Genomic DNA, 16,389 nt, shown 5'->3' with positions numbered 1-16,389 from the left:
TGGGTGAATTGCTCACTTGGCAGATTCTGCGCCCAGACGCTGGCTGCTTGAAACCAGGAGGTTCCAGCCCGTGCGACCCGCCACGCCGATCTGGAAGGGGCGGGGCAATTGGGACATGTCCAGCCTGAATCGGAAATGGACGGTGTGCATCGCATTGGAATCGATCTCGCTGCCTTCTGCGATCTTCCAGTGCGAAATGCGTTGAATGGAAGCCAATGCATCCGCATAGTTGTCAAAATTTTGCCCAAGGACCACGCCGAGGCCGCTGTTGGTGAACGGCACCGGGGAGATATTGAGGCGCCAGCGCCGTGTGAGGGGTTGGTAGCTCAGGCGGAAATAGCGCGAGGTCTCGGCCACCTGCCGGTCTGACCAATACCAGCGATCACGCAGCACCACAGCGTCGGCAACAAAGAACATGGGAATACCTTTGTACAAGGCATCCTCGGCCAACTCGGGCAAGTCGAACTGCAACGCAGCGCTGAGATAAATCCCCTCGTCCGACCGCTCCAGGCGCAACTCGCCCACTTCGGCGGTTGCAGGCTGTGTAGCCCACGCAGCGGGCGCAAGCCAACAGGTGACCGCCACCAGAACACAGGTGGCGAGCACTAACCACCGCGCCTTGAAAGATTCAATGCGTCGATTTTTGCAACAGTGCGTAAAAGAAGCCGTCGTGATCACCGCTCAGATTGTCCGGGACAGCTTCGTTCATGTCGCCTTTACCGGGAATTAAATGACCGGGGGAAGGCAGCAATTGCGCATCAGTGTTGTTTGCAAGGAACGCTTGCACCTGCCCATCGCCCTCCGCCCGGAACACGGAACACGTGCAATACAACAACCGCCCGCCTGGCCGCACCAGCGGCCACAGGGCCCGCAGCAACTGCGCCTGCAGAACGGCCAATTGGGCAATATCGGTCTCGCGCCGCAACCAGCGGACATCCGGGTGACGTCGGACGATCCCCGATGCGGTGCAGGGCGCATCTAGCAAAATGGCGTCAAACAAGGCGCCACCACCATGCTGTTGCCACCAGTCCTGGGGGCGAGCGGCGTCCGCCACTAGCACGGTCGCATGCAAGCCCAGTCGCTCAAGCGTCTCCGTGATGCGTGCGGCGCGTGTGGCATCAATCTCCAGTGCCGTGACTTCCAGCGGCGTATTGGCGCCCGCCATTTCTAGCAGATGCGCTGTTTTGCCACCAGGCGCCGCACAGGCATCGAGCACACGCAATGGCCTGGACAAGTCCAGCCCATACAGCAGCAATGGCGCAGCCTGCTGTGCAGCGCTGTCTTGCACCGACACCCAGCCGTCGGCAAAGCCGGGCAGCAGCGGCACCGGCACGGGCTGCTCCAAAGCCAACGCCATCCCTCCGAGCCCCATCGCACTCAAATTGATAGCACCTAGCGCTGACTGGTACTGCGCTACCGTGCATTTTTGCTGATTAACCCGCAGCGTCATGGGCGCATGGGCGTTGTTGGCCAGGAGAATTTGCTCCCAATTTTTGGGGTGGTCTTTGCGGAGCCGATCAATCCACCAGCGGGGGTGATTCCACCGGGCAACCGGGTCTCGGTCCGTAACCGCCACCAGCGCATCCCGCTCGCGCAGGAAACGGCGCAGGCAGCCGTTGATGAAAGAGGCCTGCGCCCGGGTTGCGGCATGGTTCTTGGCCGCCTCCACGGCCTGATTCACCAAGGTGAATGGCTCGTAGGGCGCGTCTTCGGGGTTCCAGCAGAGGGCCAGCGCCGCACACAACAAAGCGTCTGCTGCGGGCGGCGGCGTGCGTGTTGCCAGTTGGCGGCGCAGCGCCTCCGCCCTGCCCGCTTGGCGCAAAACCTGGAACAGGAGCGCCTGCACACCAGGCCGCAGAGACGAATCCACCCCGGCGAGGGCCGCCGTACCCGATTGCCCGCCCCTGATGGCCTGGAATGCAGCAGCCACGCCGGTCAACTGCTGCCACAGGGCCACGCCTTGGCTCCCTGCGTGCGCGCTTGCGCCTGAAGCCCCCAGCGCTGGCGCACCAGCACTGCGCTCATGCCCTGCGCCTCGGTCTCGGGGATATCCTGGCTTGGTGGGGGCACTGCCTGGTGACTGTTTCATCGTGTTCCTCATAGGGGGTTACAGCGCACATGCGGCCTTAAAGCCAAATACCTTGGCCAACAGGTTCGCGGGAAACTGCGCTACACCCTCGTTGTACTGCCGCACCGCGTCATTGAAGAGCTGCGTAGCCTGTTCGTTTTGGAGTGCATATTCATCCCACCGCACTTGCCAGACAGACGCTTGGTCAGCGCCCACAACCGAAGACGTCTGAGGCAACGGGACGTCGGTCGCCATGGGGGGCTCCTCCATTTTGCGGGCAGCGCTGTGCCAAGTGGCTTGCAGCACATCCCGCGCTGCCGACAATGCGGCCATCGCGCCCGGATGGAGCGGTCGCGCACGTGCAACGGCCAGCGAGGCACTCAACTGATTGGCAGCGCCCTGCAGAGCAGCCGCCTCGGCATCTTCATGGTTGGCGTCGTCTGCCACCAGACTTCCCCTTCGCGTTGCTTGGGTCGCACCAAACTCACCCAGCAAGGCCACCAGGCGCACCATGTGTGCGTCAAAGTTGCCAAACGACTGCACAACGGCCGAGCGCAACCGCATCAAGCGGTTGTAGGCCCCTAAGGCCCAGAACAGAAAGATGGCAATGGCGATCCAAAAAAGAGGTGATGACCAAAACATGCAAAACCGGGGGCTTAGGCGCGCCTCTTCACGCGCACCAGCCCGCCAAAAATCACAAAAGAAAAGATTTTCCATAAAAAACGCTCCCATCCTGCCTCGCGGCAGGATGGGAGCGTTTTGGCGAAAACCACGGCAGGGTTCAGGTCAACGCCGAACAGGCCTTTTGCGTGCAACACATCGCACAGGCGCTTGTCCAGCGTCGCCTTAGTCGGCCGCTGCGTCGGTTGCAGTGACGTTGCTGCTGGTGTCTGCGTCGGAAGTCGAGGCCTGTGCTTCCATTTCGGCAGCTTCAGCTTCGGCAATCGCGCGGCGTTCCGCATCATCCATGGCGTCCTTGGCCTTGCGCGCCTGGTGGTAGGCCATGCCGGTACCGGCAGGGATCAGGCGACCCACAATGACGTTTTCTTTCAGGCCACGCAGCTCGTCGCGCTTGCCCATGATGGCCGCCTCGGTGAGCACGCGGGTGGTTTCCTGGAAGGACGCCGCCGAGATGAACGAGTCGGTGGACAGAGAGGCCTTCGTGATACCCAGCAGCAGGTTGCTGTAGGTCGCGGGGATCTTGCCTTCAGACTGCAGAGCATCGTTGGTGTTGAGGATCTCGGAACGCTCGACCTGCTCACCAGCAATGTAGTTCGACTCGCCGACGTTCTCGACAACAATGCGGCGCAGCATCTGGCGAACGATCACCTCGATGTGCTTGTCATTGATCTTCACGCCCTGCAAACGGTACACGTCCTGCACCTCGTCAACGATGTAGCGCGACAGTTCTTCGATGCCCAGCAAACGCAGGATGTCCTGTGGATCTGCGGGTCCGTCGACGATGGACTCGCCCTTGTTGACCACCTGGCCTTCGTGCACCAGGATATTCTTTTCCTTGGGCACCAGCTCTTCCGACACACGACCTTCAGGGTCCGTGATCTGCAGCCGAACCTTGCCCTTGGTTTCCTTACCGAACGACACGGTACCGGTCATTTCAGCCAGCGTGCCCTTGTCCTTAGGCGTACGGGCTTCGAACAACTCGGCCACACGTGGCAGACCACCGGTAATGTCGCGGGTCTTCTGACCTTCGACCGGGATACGGGCCAGCACTTCGCCAGGACCCACGTCCTGCCCGTCGCGCACCTGGATCAGCGCGCCGACCTGGAAGCCAATGGTCACCGAGTGATCGGTGCCGGGGATCTTCACTTCATTGCCTTGAGCGTCGATCAGCTTCACTTGTGGACGCACCACCTTGGCGGCGCCGCGGCGCTTCGGATCAATCACCACCAGCGTGGACAGACCGGTCACTTCATCGACCTGTTTGGCCACAGTCAAACCTTCTTCGACGTTTTCGAACTTGGATTGACCAGCAAACTCGGTGATGATGGGGCGCGTGAGCGGATCCCAGTTGGCCAGGATTGTTCCTGCCTTGACTGTCTGGTCGGCCTTGACCGTCAACGTGGCGCCGTAAGGCACCTTGTGACGCTCACGCTCGCGGCCATGTTCGTCCTGGATGACGATTTCGCCTGAACGTGCAATCACCACCAGCTCGCCCTTGGTATTGCTCACATAGCGCATCGTGGCGTTGAAGCCGATCACACCGTTGGACTTGGCTTCCACGCTCGATGCGATGGCAGCGCGCGAAGCGGCACCACCGATGTGGAACGTACGCATGGTCAGCTGCGTGCCGGGCTCACCGATGGACTGGGCAGCGATCACACCCACGGCTTCGCCAAGGTTGATCAGGCCGCCGCGGCCCAAATCGCGGCCGTAGCATTTCGCGCACAAGCCATAGCGGGTTTCGCAGGTCAATGCCGTACGCACCTTCACCTCATCCACACCGGCAGCTTCGAGTTCCTCAATGAGGTCTTCCTCAAGCATGACGCCCGCTTGAACCAGCACAGAGCGGTTCTCGGGGTGCAGCACGTCTTCGGCTGCAGTGCGGCCCAGGATACGGTCACGCAGCGACTCGATGACTTCACCGCCTTCAACAATGGCGCGCATCAACGAACCATTGGAGGTGCCGCAATCTTCTTCGGTGACAACCAGATCCTGCGTCACATCTACCAGACGGCGGGTCAGGTAACCGGAGTTGGCGGTCTTGAGCGCCGTGTCGGCCAGACCCTTACGGGCACCGTGGGTGGAGATGAAGTACTCCAGCACGTTCAAGCCTTCGCGGAAGTTAGCGGTGATAGGCGTTTCGATGATCGAGCCGTCTGGCTTGGCCATCAGGCCCCGCATACCGGCCACCTGACGAATCTGCGCAGCAGAACCCCGGGCGCCCGAGTCGGCCATCATGTAGATGGAGTTGAACGACTCCTGGTCCACTTCATTGCCGTGGCGGTCGATGACCTTTTGCTTGGACAGCTGGGCCATCATGACCTTGGACACTTCGTCGCCGGCCTTGCCCCAGATGTCCACCACCTTGTTGTAGCGCTCGCCAGCAGTGACCAGACCGGACACATATTGCTGTTCGATCTCCTTCACTTCTTTCTCGGAGCGCTCGATGATGCCGGCCTTTTGTGGAGGCACCAGCATGTCATCGATAGCAATCGAGATACCAGCGCGCGTAGCCAGACGGAAGCCGTTTTGCAGCAGCTTGTCGGCAAACACCACCGTTTCCTTCAGACCGCACTTGCGGAAGGACACGTTGATGAGGCGCGAGATTTCCTTCTTCTTGAGCGCTTTGTTCATATTGGAGAACGGCAGGCCCTTGGGAAGGATTTCAGACAGCAGTGCGCGGCCTGCAGTGGTTTCCACCAGCGAGGTCGATGGCACGAATTCGCCAGTTTCCTTGTTCTTCGTCCACTCGGTCATGCGAACGGTGATCTTGGCTGCGAGTTCGACTTCGCCCGCATCCAGGGCACGTTGCACTTCACCGGTGTCCGCAAACACCAGGCCTTCGCCCTTGCCGTTGATACGGTCACGGGTCGCGTAGTACAAGCCCAGCACCACGTCCTGCGAAGGAACGATGGAGGGTTCACCCGATGCGGGGAACAACACGTTGTTAGAGGCCAGCATCAGCGTGCGGGCTTCCATTTGCGCCTCTACCGACAGCGGGATGTGCACGGCCATCTGGTCACCGTCGAAGTCGGCGTTGAATGCCGCGCAAACGAGGGGGTGCAACTGGATGGCCTTGCCTTCGATCAGGATGGGCTCAAAGGCCTGGATACCCAACCGGTGCAGCGTAGGCGCACGGTTCAGCATCACGGGGTGTTCCTTGATGACCTCTTCCAGGATGTCCCACACCACTGGCGTGCCGGATTCGACTTCTTTCTTGGCCGCCTTGATCGTCGTCGCGATGCCCATGGCTTCGAGGCGCGAGAAGATAAAGGGCTTGAACAGTTCCAGAGCCATCAGCTTGGGCAGGCCGCACTGGTGCAGCTTGAGCGTTGGGCCCACGGTAATCACGGAACGACCGGAGTAGTCCACGCGCTTGCCCAGCAAGTTCTGGCGGAAGCGACCCGACTTGCCCTTGATCATGTCGGCCAGCGATTTCAGAGCACGCTTGTTGGCGCCTGTCATGGCCTTGCCACGGCGACCGTTGTCCAGCAGCGAGTCAACGGCTTCCTGCAGCATCCGCTTTTCGTTGCGGGCGATGATTTCAGGGGCCTTCAGCTCCAGCAGGCGGCGCAGACGCGAGTTGCGGTTGATGACGCGGCGGTACAGGTCGTTCAGGTCGGAGGTCGCGAAGCGGCCGCCATCCAGCGGCACCAGCGGACGCAGGTCCGGGGGCAGCACGGGCAGCACTTCCAGCACCATCCACTCGGGCTTGATGCCAGACTTTTTGAACGCTTCGAGCACCTTCAGGCGCTTGGCGTTCTTCTTGACCTTGACTTCGGAGCCTGTCAAGTCGCCACGCAAGCGCTCAATCGACATATCGATATCGATGGATTCCAGCAGGTCCTTGATACCTTCGGCGCCCATCTTGGCGATGAATTCGTCGCCGTATTCCTTGCGTTTGGCGTCGTAGTCGTCCTCGCTCATGATGCTGAACTTCTTCAGCGGGGTCATGCCGGGGTCGGTCACCACGTAGGCTTCAAAGTACAGCACGCGTTCGATGTCACGCAGCGTCATGTCGAGCACCAGGCCCAGACGCGACGGCAGCGACTTCAGGAACCAGATATGCGCGCAAGGGGCGGCCAGATCGATGTGGCCCATGCGCTCGCGGCGCACCTTGGTCTGCGTGACTTCAACGCCGCACTTCTCGCAGATCACACCGCGGTGCTTGAGGCGCTTGTACTTGCCGCACAAACATTCGTAGTCCTTGATAGGACCAAAAATCTTGGCGCAAAACAGACCGTCACGCTCGGGCTTGAATGTGCGGTAGTTGATGGTTTCAGGCTTCTTCACTTCACCGAAAGACCACGAACGGATCTTTTCGGGCGAAGCCATGCCGATGCGAATGGCATCGAAGTGCTCATCCGGCGTGAATTGCTTGAACAGGTCGAGTAGTGATTTCATAATGACTCTTTCCTTTTCTGCTTAGGAGCGTTCCAGCTCGATGTCCAGGCCCAGCGAACGGATTTCCTTGACCAGCACGTTGAACGATTCCGGCATGCCGGCTTCGATGGCGTGTTCGCCCTTGACAATGGACTCGTACACCTTGGTACGGCCCACCACGTCGTCGGACTTCACGGTCAGCATTTCCTGCAGCACGTAGGCGGCGCCGTAAGCTTCCAGCGCCCACACTTCCATTTCCCCGAAACGCTGGCCACCGAACTGCGCCTTACCACCCAGCGGCTGCTGCGTGACGAGCGAGTAAGGACCGGTCGAGCGGGCGTGCATCTTGTCGTCCACCAGATGGTGCAGCTTCAGGTAATGCATGTAGCCGATCGTGGTGGGACGCTCGAAGCGATCACCCGTGCGGCCGTCAAACAGATAGGCCTGTGTACGCTCGGGGGTCAACCCCTTGCGCTCCGCCAGATCGTCGGGATAGGCCAGCTTCAGCATGGCCTTGATTTCGTCTTCCGACGCGCCATCGAACACTGGCGTGGCGTATGGCACGCCATTGGTCAGGTTCTCTGCCATGGCGATCAGGTCGGCATCACTCAGTTGCGACAGGTCTTCAGTGCGGCCGCGCGAGTTGTAGACCTCCTCGAGGAACTTGCGCACTTCAGACGCTTTAGCTTCCTGCTGCAGCATGTCACCAATGCGCTGCCCAATGCCCTTGCCGGCCCAGCCCAGGTGAACTTCCAGCACCTGACCGATGTTCATCCGCGAGGGCACGCCCAGCGGGTTCAGAACGATGTCAGCAGGCGTCCCATCGGCCATGTAAGGCATGTCTTCGACCGGCACGATCTTGGACACCACACCCTTGTTACCGTGGCGGCCAGCCATCTTGTCACCAGGCTGCAGGCGGCGCTTAACGGCCAGATAGACCTTGACCATCTTGAGCACACCGGCAGGCAGTTCGTCGCCCTGCGTGAGCTTCTTGCGCTTTTCTTCAAAAGCCAGGTCGAAGCTGTGGCGCGTTTGCTCCAGCGAGTTCTTGATGGACTCGAGCTGCGTGGCCACTTCGTCTTCCGCAGGACGGATGTCGAACCAATGGAACTTCTCGACCGACGCCAGATAGGCCTTGTCGATCTTGGTTCCCTTCGCCAGCTTCTGAGGTCCGCCATTGGCCACACGCCCATTCAGCAGCTTTTCGATACGGTCAAACGCATCAGCCTCCACAATGCGTAGCTGATCGTTCAGGTCCAGCCGGAAGCGCTTGAGTTCATCGTCGATGATCTGCTGGGCGCGCTTGTCACGCTGGATACCTTCACGGGTGAACACCTGCACGTCAATCACAGTGCCTTGCGAGCCCTGATCCACGCGCAGCGACGTGTCCTTCACGTCGGAGGCCTTCTCGCCGAAGATCGCGCGCAGCAGCTTCTCTTCAGGCGTCAGCGTGGTTTCACCCTTCGGTGTCACCTTGCCCACCAGCGTATCGCCGGGCATGACTTCCGCACCCACGTAGATGATGCCGGACTCATCCAGGCGGTTCAGTTGCTGCTCCGACAGATTCGGAATATCGCGCGTGATTTCTTCTGCGCCCAGCTTGGTATCGCGCGCCATGACGACCAATTCCTCGATATGGATCGAGGTGTAACGGTCTTCTGACACCACACGTTCGGAGATCAGGATCGAATCTTCGAAGTTGTAGCCGTTCCATGGCATGAAGGCGATCAACATGTTCTGGCCAATGGCGATTTCGCCGAAGTCCGTCGATGCACCATCGGCAATCACATCACCCTTGACCAGCTGGTCACCCTTTTGGACAATGGGCCGCTGGTGGATGTTGGTGTTCTGGTTCGAACGCTGGTACTTGATGAGGTTGTAGATATCCACACCCACTTCACCGGCCACAGCTTCAGCATCATTCACTCGCACCACGATGCGCGTGGCATCCACGTAGTCCACGATGCCGCCGCGCGTTGCAGTGACCACAGTGCCGGAGTCCACAGCAGCCACACGCTCGATGCCCGTGCCGACCAAGGGCTTTTCAGGACGCAGTACAGGCACGGCCTGGCGCGACATGTTGGCGCCCATCAGCGCGCGGTTCGCGTCATCGTGCTCCAGGAACGGAACCAACGAGGCCGCCACAGACACAATCTGCGCGGGTGACACGTCCATGTACTGCACGCGATCTGCGCCGCACAGAATGGATTCACCCTTCTCCCGGGCAGACACCAACTCACCCGTCAGGCGGTTATCTTTGTCCAGCACAGCGTTCGCCTGGGCGATCACATACTTGCCTTCTTCAATGGCCGACAGATAGTCAATTTCGCTGGTAACTTGGCCATCCACCACACGACGGTACGGCGTTTCAATGAAACCGTACTCGTTCAGGCGGGCGTACAGGGCCAACGAGTTGATCAGGCCGATGTTCGGGCCTTCAGGCGTTTCGATAGGGCAGACGCGACCGTAGTGGGTCACGTGCACGTCACGCACTTCGAAGCCTGCGCGCTCACGGGTCAAACCGCCTGGGCCCAGAGCGGACACACGGCGCTTGTGCGTGATTTCCGCCAACGGGTTGGTCTGGTCCATGAACTGCGACAGCTGCGAAGCACCGAAGAACTCCTTGAGCGCCGCTGAGATGGGCTTGGAGTTGATCAGGTCGTGGGGCATCAGTGGCTCTTGCTCGGCCTGACCCAGACGCTCCTTCACAGCCTTTTCGATACGTGCCAATCCGGTGCGGTACTGGTTTTCGGCCAGTTCGCCCACGCAACGCACGCGGCGGTTGCCCAGGTGATCGATGTCATCGACTTCGCCGTTGCCGTTGCGCAGATCCACCAGGATCTTGACCACGGCCAGGATGTCTTCGTTGGACAGCACCATGGGGCCGGTGGATTCGTCGCGGCCGATCTTGGCGTTGAACTTCATGCGGCCCACGCGCGACAGGTCATACGTGTCGGGGTTGTAGAACAGGCGTTGGAACAGGGCCTGCACCGCGTCTTCGGTGGGCGGCTCGCCGGGGCGCATCATGCGGTAGATAGCCACCCGCGCAGCGAACTCGTCCACCGTTTCGTCGATGCGCAGGGTCTGCGACATGTATGCGCCCTGGTCGAGCTCATTGGTGTAGATGCACTGGACATCTTGCACACCAGCGGAGCGCAGCTTCTTGAGCAGCGCTTCGGTCAGCTCTTCATTCGCCTTCGCGATGATTTCACCGGTATCCGCGTCCACAACGTTACGAGCCACAACGCGCCCGATCAGAAAGTCTTCGGGGACACTGATGTGCGTCGTGCCGGATTGCTCCAGTTCGCGCGTGTGCCGCGCGGTGACACGCTTGTCCTTGGCCACGACGACCTTGCCGGACTTGTCGGTGATATCGAAACGGGCCACTTCACCGCGCAGACGCTCGGACACAAATTCCATTTGTGCACCGCTGTCCATCAGGCGGAAGTTGTCGTTGACGAAGAAGTTCGCCAAGATAGATTCTGGATTCAGGCCGATGGCCTTGAGCAGAATCGTGACTGGCATCTTGCGACGACGGTCGACGCGGAAGTACAGGATGTCCTTTGGATCGAACTCGAAGTCGAGCCAGGAACCACGGTAAGGAATGATCCGAGCCGAGAAAAGCAGCTTGCCCGAGCTGTGCGTCTTACCCTTGTCGTGCTCGAAGAACACGCCAGGCGAACGGTGCAGCTGCGAGACGATCACGCGCTCGGTACCGTTGATGATGAACGAGCCCTTATCCGTCATGAGCGGAACTTCGCCCATGTAGACCTCTTGCTCCTTCACTTCCTTGACCACCTTGGACTGCGAAGTCGAGGACTCGCGGTCATAAATGATCAGCTGCACCTTCGCCCGCACGGCCGAAGCAAAGGTCAGACCACGCGTCTGACACTCGCGCACATCGAATGCGGGCTTGGCCAAGTTGTATTCGATGAACTTCATCTCCACAAAACCGTTGTGTGAGACGATAGGAAAAGCTGCGTCAAATGCAGCTTGAAGGCCTTCGATTGTTCGCTTTTGAGGAGCTTTATCAGCCTGCAGGAATGCGGTGTATGCGTCCTTCTGCATCTGCAGCAAATAGGGAACTTCGAGCACGCTGTCGCGGGTGCCGAAACTTTTGCGAATTCGCTTGCGTTCGGTGTAGGAATAGGCCATGAGATCTCCGGGCAAAGACATGAGTCCTGGGTCTGCGACGACTGACCCGCAAGGGAAAGAAACCTTACAGGCTTGGCGGTTGGCCACTACCAACCATGGCGGACGGTGATGCATTGCACATCACCCGAACCAAGGCGTCTTCTGCTGTCGGGGTTGTCAGAAAACACTCGGAAGTCTCGTTTACAACGAGGCTTGCGGGTGCACTCTGAAAGCACCAAAGGCTGGAGGCCCTTGCGGAGCACTCCAGCCCTTGATCAAGACCGAATTACTTGAGTTCGGCCTTAGCGCCAGCTTCCACCAGCTTCTTGACGGCTGCTTCGGCGTCGGCCTTGGCAATGCCTTCCTTGACGTTCTTTGGAGCGCCGTCCACCAGGTCCTTGGCTTCCTTGAGGCCCAGGCCGGTGATTTCGCGCACAGCCTTGATCACGGACACCTTGTTGGCGCCAGCTTCGGTCAGCACCACGTTGAATTCCGTCTTTTCTTCAGCCGCAGCAGCAGCGCCGCCACCGGCGGCAGCAGGAGCAGTCATGGCTGCAGCGCTCACGCCAAACTTCTCTTCAATGGCCTTCACCAGGTCATTGAGTTCCAGAACCGTCATGCTGTCCAGAGCGGTCAAAAATGCGTCTTTATCGAATGCCATTTTTATTTCCTAACAATTTTGTTGGTTATCTGCCGGGCCATCAAGCCGCAACAGGTTCGGCGGCCGTCTCGGCAGCGCCTTCGCCTTTTTTGGCCGCCAGCGCGCCCAGCACAACGGCTGTACGCGAGATGGGGGACATAAGCAAGCCACAAATCTGAGCCAACAGAACTTCCTTGGAAGGAATGTTAGCCAGTTGCTTAACGCCGTTGACATCCAGGGCTTTGCCACCGAAAGCGCCACCACGAATCACCAACTTGTCGTTGGTCTTCGCGAAATCGGCCACCACCTTGGCGGCGGCCACAGCGTCTTCGGAGAAGCCATAGATCAGCGGACCAGTCATCTGGTCGGCCATCACGTCAAATGCGCTGCCAGCTACAGCACGGCGAGCCAAAGTGTTCTTCAGAACACTCAGGGTCACGCCCTTGCTGCGAGCATCAACACGCAGTTTGGTCATGTCGGCGACCGTGATGCCACGGTATTCCGCGATCACAAGCGTTTGAGCTTTAGCGGCGAGGCTGGTCACTTCACTGATGACCGCTTCTTTCTCACTGCGATTAAGACTCAAGGTCTACTCCTTAAAATGCGCACTCGGCGGATGCCTCATGCGCGCTCTTGTTGCAGCGACCAACTGTTCAGGAAAAATTCCATCAGCAGCGGGATCGCCATCTGCGTTGGCGTCTCTGTGTCTTTAAGCGCGACTGGATCACGCACCAACGGTCTTGGATGGCCTGCGACTACCGAAGCAGTCCCAGCCCACCACATCGGGCCCGCCCGAAGGCAGATCCGAAGATTTCTTGCAATTACGCTGCAGCGATGGTCTGCGTATCCACCCGAACACCCAGGCCCATCGTGGAGGAAACAGCCACCTTGCGCAGGTATACACCCTTGCTGGTTGCAGGCTTGGCCTTGGTCAGCGCCTCGATCAGTGCAGCCAAGTTGCCTTGCAGCTTGTCGTTGTCAAACGAGCGGCGACCGATGGTGCTGTGCACGATGCCTGCCTTGTCAACACGGAACTGCACTTGACCAGCCTTGGCGTTCTTAACAGCCGTGGCAACGTCAGGCGTCACAGTGCCCACCTTAGGGTTAGGCATCAGGCCGCGTGGACCCAGGATCTGGCCGAGCGTACCGACAACGCGCATTGCGTCAGGGGCGGCGATCACCACGTCGAAAGGCATGTCACCGGCCTTGACCATGGCGGCCAAGTCGTCCATACCCACGATGTCGGCGCCAGCCGCTTTGGCTTCTTCGGCCTTGGCGCCTTGGGCGAACACAGCTACGCGAGTCGTCTTGCCGGTCCCGTTGGGCAGCACCACGGCGCCGCGAACCACTTGGTCGGACTTCTTGGCATCGATGCCAAGCTGAACAGCCACGTCGATGGATTCGTCGAACTTGGCCGTAGCGGCGTCCTTAACGATCACAACAGCTTCAGCGAATGCATACAGCTTGTTGCTGTCTACCTTGCCTTGCAGGGCTTTTTGCTTCTTAGTCAGCTTGGCCATGTTACAAACCCTCCACCGTCACGCCCATCGAGCGTGCAGAACCAGCCAACGTGCGCACAGCGGCAGCGACGTTGGCAGCATTCATGTCCTTCATCTTGGTCTTGGCGATCTCTTCGAGCTGTTCGCGCGTGATTTTGCCGACCTTGGTCTTCAGCGGGTTCGCAGAACCCTTGTCGAGCTTGATGGCCTTCTTGATCAGAGTCGTCGCTGGCGGCGTCTTGATGATGAAGGTGAAGCTCTTGTCTGCAAATGCCGTGATGACCACGGGCAGTGGCAGCCCTGGCTCAACGCCCTGGGTCTGCGCATTGAATGCCTTGCAGAACTCCATGATGTTGAGACCACGCTGACCCAGTGCAGGGCCGATTGGTGGAGAGGGATTGGCCTTACCAGCTGGAACTTGCAGCTTGATAAAACCTACGATTTTTTTCGCCATGTTTTATTCCTTACGGGTCATAACGCCTATGCCACACCATGCAGCAATCGGCTCCCCGGGGTTAACGACTCATCATCACAATGACGGCACCGAGTCGGAAAGTGCGCCATCAAATCTTAGAAATTCCTGGACTACCCAAGAATCAGGTTTTCTCAACCTGTCCAAATTCCAGCTCGACTGGCGTTGAGCGTCCGAAAATCATCACCGACACACGCACGCGACTCTTTTCGTAATTGACCTCTTCCACCGAGCCGTTGAAATCCGTGAACGGACCTTCTTTGACTCGAATGAGTTCGCCCACCATGAATTCGACCTTATGGCGCGGCTTGTCCGTGCCTTCCTGCATCTGGCTGACGATCTTCTGAACCTCTTCTTCAGAAATAGGAGCGGGCCGATTTTTTGCCCCCCCCACAAAGCCCGTCACTTTATTGGTGTGTTTCACCAAGTGCCAAGTATCGTCATCCATGACCATTTCGACGAACACGTAACCAGGAAACAAGCGACGTTCCGTCGTCTTACGCTGGCCATTTTTCATCTCCACCACCTCTTCGGTGGGAACAAGTATGCGATTGAACTTGGCTTGCATCCCTGCACGAGCAATACGCTCCTGGATATTCCGCTCAACAGCCTTTTCCATACCTGAATAGGCATGCACGATGTACCAACGCAAATCCGGGTTTACCGAAACAGATGCGCCTGCAGGAGCTTCTGCTCCAGTGTTCTCTGCAACGGTCGTCATGACTTTCTCCACCCCAAAATCAAATCGTACAAAACCCATTCAAGCGTTTTATCCGTCATCCAAAGAAACAAGGCCATGATCACCACAAAGGCAAACACGTATGCCGTCATCTGGAGAGTTTCTTTGCGCGTTGGCCAAACAACCTTTTTCACCTCGCGCCAGGCATCCCGCGCAAAAGCCACAAACTGCCGACCAGATTCCGACAGCAAGAAAACGCCGACAGCCACCACCAAACCAACGATCAGTACCGCCCATTGAGCAAAAACACCTTGTTTACCCAACAAATAGAAGCCCACGACCGAGGCAATGACCAAAGCCACTACCAACGCGAGCTTGGCCTTGTCGGCGCCTGTGTTAACAGTTTCAACCTGTGAAGTGGCCATCTTTGAGTATTCCTGCTTCCGATTTTTTGCGTCAATCAAGACGCCGAAGCCCGCCAGGTACTGGCGGGCTTTTTTTGAGCCACATTCAAGTGGCAGGGGCAGTAGGAATCGAACCTACAACCTTCGGTTTTGGAGACCGACGCTCTGCCAATTGAGCTATACCCCTGTGTATGCCTTATTAAGCAATGATCTTTGCCACGACGCCGGCGCCGACGGTACGACCGCCTTCACGGATGGCGAAGCGCAGACCTTCTTCCATGGCGATGGGGTTGATCAGCTTCACAGTGATCGACACGTTGTCGCCAGGCATGACCATTTCCTTGTCGGCTGGCAGCTCGATGGCACCAGTCACGTCGGTCGTGCGGAAGTAGAACTGAGGACGGTAGTTGTTGAAGAAGGGCGTGTGACGGCCACCTTCGTCCTTGGACAGAACGTACACCTCAGCGGTGAAGTGCGTGTGGGGCTTGATCGAGCCGGGCTTGCACAGCACTTGGCCGCGTTCCACGTCTTCACGCTTGGTGCCGCGCAGCAGCAAGCCAACGTTGTCGCCTGCTTGACCTTGGTCCAGCAGCTTGCGGAACATTTCCACGCCGGTGCAAGTGGTCTTGACGGTGTCTTTGATGCCGACGATTTCGATTTCTTCGCCGACCTTGACGACGCCGCGCTCGATACGACCGGTCACGACGGTGCCGCGGCCAGAGATCGAGAACACGTCTTCCACAGGCATCAGGAAGGCACCGTCCACAGCGCGCTCAGGCGTGGGGATGTAGGTGTCCAGCGCTTCGGCCAGCTTCATGATGGCTTCTTCGCCCAGAGGACCCTTGTCGCCTTCCAGGGCGAGCTTGGCGGAACCACGGATGATCGGGGTGTCGTCGCCAGGGAAGTTGTATTTGTCCAGGAGTTCGCGCACTTCCATTTCGACGAGTTCGAGCAGCTCTTCGTCGTCCACCATGTCGCACTTGTTCAGGAACACGATGATGTAAGGCACGCCCACTTGGCGAGCCAGCAGGATGTGCTCGCGGGTCTGGGGCATGGGGCCGTCAGCGGCCGAGCACACCAGGATGGCGCCGTCCATCTGGGCAGCGCCGGTGATCATGTTCTTCACATAGTCGGCGTGGCCTGGGCAGTCCACGTGGGCGTAGTGGCGGTTGGCCGTTTCGTATTCCACGTGAGCGGTGTTGATCGTGATGCCGCGGGCCTTTTCTTCTGGAGCCGCGTCGATCTGGTCGTAAGCCTTGGCTTCACCGCCGAACTTGGCCGACAGCACCGTGGCGATGGCCGCCGTCAGTGTCGTCTTGCCATGGTCCACGTGACCGATCGTGCCCACGTTGACGTGGGGCTTGGTACGTTCGAACTTACCTTTTGCCATTTTTCCGACTCCGAAAAAAATCTAGACCAACACAACAGT

Annotated in this window: 12 protein-coding genes and 1 tRNA gene; all 13 read right to left on the bottom strand. The window is 58.9% G+C overall.

Going from position 1 to position 16,389, the window contains the following annotated elements; translation table 11 throughout:
- Positions 1 to 12: 12 nt before the first annotated feature.
- Complete coding sequence (locus KI609_RS02065) at positions 13 to 585, bottom strand: DUF4390 domain-containing protein (protein WP_226446592.1); 573 nt, start codon at positions 583 to 585, stop codon at positions 13 to 15.
- Between the two features lie 43 nt (positions 586 to 628).
- Entirely contained in the window at positions 629 to 1,957 is a 1,329-nt protein-coding gene (rsmB, locus tag KI609_RS02060) for a 16S rRNA (cytosine(967)-C(5))-methyltransferase RsmB (RefSeq protein WP_226450132.1), read from the bottom strand.
- Positions 1,958 to 2,107: 150 nt separating this feature from the next.
- Positions 2,108 to 2,710 (bottom strand): LemA family protein, encoded by a 603-nt coding sequence (locus KI609_RS02055; protein WP_226446590.1) that lies wholly within the window; start codon positions 2,708 to 2,710, stop codon positions 2,108 to 2,110.
- A 204-nt stretch (positions 2,711 to 2,914) separates the two neighbouring features.
- Positions 2,915 to 7,153: a DNA-directed RNA polymerase subunit beta' gene (gene rpoC, locus KI609_RS02050; RefSeq protein WP_226446588.1), complete on the bottom strand. Its 4,239-nt coding sequence runs from the start codon at positions 7,151 to 7,153 to the stop codon at positions 2,915 to 2,917.
- 21 nt (positions 7,154 to 7,174) lie between these two features.
- Positions 7,175 to 11,287, bottom strand: a complete 4,113-nt coding sequence (gene rpoB, locus KI609_RS02045) for a DNA-directed RNA polymerase subunit beta (RefSeq protein ID WP_226446586.1) — start codon at positions 11,285 to 11,287, stop codon at positions 7,175 to 7,177.
- Between the two features lie 265 nt (positions 11,288 to 11,552).
- Positions 11,553 to 11,927 carry a 50S ribosomal protein L7/L12 gene (gene rplL, locus KI609_RS02040; protein ID WP_226446584.1) on the bottom strand — a complete coding sequence of 125 codons (375 nt, stop codon included), beginning with the start codon at positions 11,925 to 11,927 and terminating at the stop codon, positions 11,553 to 11,555.
- Positions 11,928 to 11,967: 40 nt separating this feature from the next.
- A complete protein-coding gene (rplJ, locus tag KI609_RS02035) occupies positions 11,968 to 12,492 on the bottom strand; it encodes a 50S ribosomal protein L10 (protein ID WP_226446582.1) in 525 nt (174 codons plus the stop codon).
- 235 nt (positions 12,493 to 12,727) lie between these two features.
- The gene (gene rplA, locus KI609_RS02030) at positions 12,728 to 13,426 is read right to left on the bottom strand and encodes a 50S ribosomal protein L1 (protein ID WP_226446580.1); all 699 of its coding nucleotides are present in this window, start codon (positions 13,424 to 13,426) and stop codon (positions 12,728 to 12,730) included.
- Between the two features lies 1 nt (position 13,427).
- Complete coding sequence (gene rplK / locus KI609_RS02025; protein ID WP_057199791.1) at positions 13,428 to 13,859, bottom strand: 50S ribosomal protein L11; 432 nt, start codon at positions 13,857 to 13,859, stop codon at positions 13,428 to 13,430.
- A gap of 142 nt (positions 13,860 to 14,001) precedes the next feature.
- Positions 14,002 to 14,598, bottom strand: a complete 597-nt coding sequence (nusG, locus tag KI609_RS02020; protein WP_226446578.1) for a transcription termination/antitermination protein NusG — start codon at positions 14,596 to 14,598, stop codon at positions 14,002 to 14,004.
- A complete protein-coding gene (gene secE / locus KI609_RS02015) occupies positions 14,595 to 14,981 on the bottom strand; it encodes a preprotein translocase subunit SecE (RefSeq protein ID WP_226446576.1) in 387 nt (128 codons plus the stop codon). The genes nusG and secE overlap by 4 nt, the downstream gene beginning before the upstream one ends.
- Positions 14,982 to 15,071: 90 nt before the next feature.
- Positions 15,072 to 15,147 (bottom strand) — tRNA-Trp (locus tag KI609_RS02010).
- Between the two features lie 12 nt (positions 15,148 to 15,159).
- Positions 15,160 to 16,350: an elongation factor Tu gene (gene tuf / locus KI609_RS02005; RefSeq protein WP_226446513.1), complete on the bottom strand. Its 1,191-nt coding sequence runs from the start codon at positions 16,348 to 16,350 to the stop codon at positions 15,160 to 15,162.
- Between the last annotated feature and the right edge of the window lie 39 nt (positions 16,351 to 16,389).

Source organism: Acidovorax radicis, assembly GCF_020510705.1.
Taxonomy (GTDB): domain Bacteria; phylum Pseudomonadota; class Gammaproteobacteria; order Burkholderiales; family Burkholderiaceae_C; genus Acidovorax; species Acidovorax radicis_A.
Note: the sequence above shows the minus strand (reverse complement) of the source record. Positions and strands in the feature narration are given on the sequence as shown.

Coding starts and splice junctions, on each gene's coding strand:
- KI609_RS02055 (WP_226446590.1), bottom strand. CDS start 2,710: ATGTTTTGGTCATCACCTCTTTTTTGGATCGCCATTGCCATCTTTCTG.
- rpoB (WP_226446586.1), bottom strand. CDS start 11,287: ATGGCCTATTCCTACACCGAACGCAAGCGAATTCGCAAAAGTTTCGGC.
- nusG (WP_226446578.1), bottom strand. CDS start 14,598: ATGACGACCGTTGCAGAGAACACTGGAGCAGAAGCTCCTGCAGGCGCA.
- rplA (WP_226446580.1), bottom strand. CDS start 13,426: ATGGCCAAGCTGACTAAGAAGCAAAAAGCCCTGCAAGGCAAGGTAGAC.
- tuf (WP_226446513.1), bottom strand. CDS start 16,350: ATGGCAAAAGGTAAGTTCGAACGTACCAAGCCCCACGTCAACGTGGGC.
- rplK (WP_057199791.1), bottom strand. CDS start 13,859: ATGGCGAAAAAAATCGTAGGTTTTATCAAGCTGCAAGTTCCAGCTGGT.
- rpoC (WP_226446588.1), bottom strand. CDS start 7,153: ATGAAATCACTACTCGACCTGTTCAAGCAATTCACGCCGGATGAGCAC.
- secE (WP_226446576.1), bottom strand. CDS start 14,981: ATGGCCACTTCACAGGTTGAAACTGTTAACACAGGCGCCGACAAGGCC.
- rplL (WP_226446584.1), bottom strand. CDS start 11,927: ATGGCATTCGATAAAGACGCATTTTTGACCGCTCTGGACAGCATGACG.